Source organism: Streptacidiphilus melanogenes (assembly GCF_000787835.1).
Taxonomy (GTDB): Bacteria; Actinomycetota; Actinomycetes; order Streptomycetales; family Streptomycetaceae; genus Streptacidiphilus; species Streptacidiphilus melanogenes.
Genome location: NZ_BBPP01000012.1, coordinates 10,910 through 13,275 on the forward strand (window position 1 = coordinate 10,910; position 2,366 = coordinate 13,275).

2 protein-coding genes are annotated in these 2,366 nt (G+C 74.3%); one reads left to right on the forward strand and one right to left on the reverse strand.

The annotated features are described in order from the left end of the window. Positions 1 to 1,357 (forward strand): ATP-binding SpoIIE family protein phosphatase (locus TR49_RS43840; RefSeq protein WP_160311604.1); only part of this gene is annotated, 1,357 nt, incomplete at its 5' end. Positions 1,358 to 1,366: 9 nt separating this feature from the next. On the opposite strand, the gene TR49_RS15620 is transcribed toward TR49_RS43840, so the two are convergent. Next, the gene (locus TR49_RS15620) at positions 1,367 to 2,128 is read right to left on the reverse strand and encodes a hypothetical protein (protein WP_052434324.1); all 762 of its coding nucleotides are present in this window, start codon (positions 2,126 to 2,128) and stop codon (positions 1,367 to 1,369) included. Between the last annotated feature and the right edge of the window lie 238 nt (positions 2,129 to 2,366).

Below are 2,366 nucleotides of genomic sequence, written 5' to 3' on the forward strand. Positions count from 1 at the left end.
GGCGGCGACCAGTGACGCTGCCGTGCCGGACGCCCACCACGGGACGGTGACCGCGCCGCTGCGGATGCGGGGCGGGCTGCTGGGGCTGGTCGAGTTCCGGCGGGCGGCCGGGAGTCCGGCGTTCGAGGCCGACGACCTGCTGCTGGCGCAGGACCTCGCCGCCCGCGCCGCCGTCTCCATCGACAACGCGCGCCGCTACACGCGCGAGCATGGCACCGCTGTGGCCCTGCAGCGCAGCCTGCTGCCACAGAGCCTGCCGGTGCGGACCGGGCTGGACGTGGCCCACCGGTACCTGCCGGCCAGTGCCGGCGTGGGCGGCGACTGGTTCGACGTCATCCCGCTGCCGGGATTCCGCAGCGCGCTGGTGGTCGGGGACGTGGTCGGCCACGGCATCAACGCGGCGGTCGCCATGGGGCGCCTGCGCACCGCGATCCGCACCTTCTCCGCGCTGGACCTGCCGCCGGACGAGGTGCTGGGCCGCCTGGACGAGCTGGTGTCGCAGCTCGACGAGGAGTCCGCCGACGTCAGCATCACCGGCTCGACCTGCGTCTACGCGGTCTACGACCCGGTCGAGGGGGTCTGCACGCTCTCCCGGGCCGGGCATCTGGGCCCGGCCGTGCTGCGCCCGGACGGGACCGTGGACTATCCCGAGGTCGCGGTCTCCCCACCGCTGGGCGTTGGCGGCCACCCCTTCGAGACCACCGAGATACCCCTGGAACCGGGCTCCCAGCTCCTGCTGTTCAGCGACGGGCTGGTCGAGAGCCGTGGCCAGGACATCGACCAGGGCCTGCAGGGCCTGCGGCGGACCCTCGAGAGCCGACGGCCGCGCAGCCCGGAGGAGACCTGTGCCGCCCTCCTCGGGACGGAGCCCCGGCCCGGCCCGGCACCACAGGCGCGGGACGACGTGGTGCTGCTCGTGGCCCGCACCGACCTGCTGCCGCCGGAGCAGGTGGCCGAGTGGGACGTGCCCGTCGACCCCGCCGCGGTCGGCCCGGTGCGCAACGCCTGCGTGAAGCAGTTGGCCGAGTGGGGGTTGGACGAGATCTCCTTCAGCACCGAGCTCATCCTCAGCGAGCTGATCACCAACGCCATCCGCTACGGCGGGGCGCCGGTCAGGGTCCGGCTGCTGCGCGACACCAGTCTGGTCTGCGAGGTCTCCGACGCCAGCAGCACCGCACCGCACCTGCGCTGGGCCGCGACCACGGACGAGGGCGGCCGCGGCATCTTCCTGGTCGCCCGGCTCGCCCACCGGTGGGGCACCCGGTACACGCCGGAGGGCAAGGTCATCTGGTCCGAGCAGCCGCTCACCGAGGGCCCGTCCCTGGACGGCCTGCTCTCCGGCTTCGGCGAGCTGTGAAACGGCCCGTCAACTTCTCTCCGCCCCCGGCGGAGCGGGTGGGAGGGCGATCGCCCGCGCCGCGGGCGGCACCGGGACCCGGCCGAAGACGGCACTCTGCAGGGCGCGGAGACCCGCTGCGGTGTCGTCGGTGAGGCCGGGCTGCCGCAGCCGCTCGTAGGCGGTGTGGGTCACCACGGTGGCGCGGTAGCTGTCCGGGGTGTGGAACTGCAGCTCGAACATCCGACGCCGCGGCGGTCCCTGCCAGACGGTGTTGACGCCCCGGTACTCGCCGCCGCTCTCCCGCCAGAAGTTCCGGAACCGGGCGCTGGCCAGGCCCAGCTCGAGCAGTCGCTCTAACGCGCGCTCCACGCACGACGCGTAGTGCTCGGGCTCCGCGCACAGGGTGTAGCGCAGTGCGTCGTAGCCGTGGTCGAGGACCTCCTCGGCGGTCCGGACGGGGTGTCTCAGCAGGCTGAGGGCGATGCGCCGCTTGAGCGAGTGCTCGGACTTGACGCGGTACTGGAGGCCGACGAGTCGGCCGCTCCCGGCCGAGTCGGCCAGCGTGCGCACCATCGCCGTGACAGCGGGCTCGAACGCCGTGACGCGCGCCATGTGTGTGCTGACCAGGCGGTTCTGCTCGGGCGTCAGCACCAGCCCACCCGGCCCCTGCCAGGACCCGTCCCGAAGGTTGCGCCCGTCCGCCTTCCCGTCGGCCCCGTCGGGGTCCCCGTCCTCGGCGTCCTCGTCGTCGCCGTCCGGGACATCTTCGACGGCAGCGGCACTGGCCAAGGTGCGCCCCCTTCACGTAGGCCCGGGCCGGTGGCTTCCTCCCGCGATGGTAGGCCGCCACGCCCGCACCCGACAGGCCGCGCCGCAACCGGGCCGAATGCCGCCGCGCACAACGTGTTCGCCCGTGGTCAGGCGGCGGACCGGGAGGCCGACTGTTGGGAGGCCGGCTGGGAGTCCGGCATGGGCGGGGCGGGACCCGGGGCGGAGGGTGGGGAGGGGGGGGACGGGACGGTCCGGG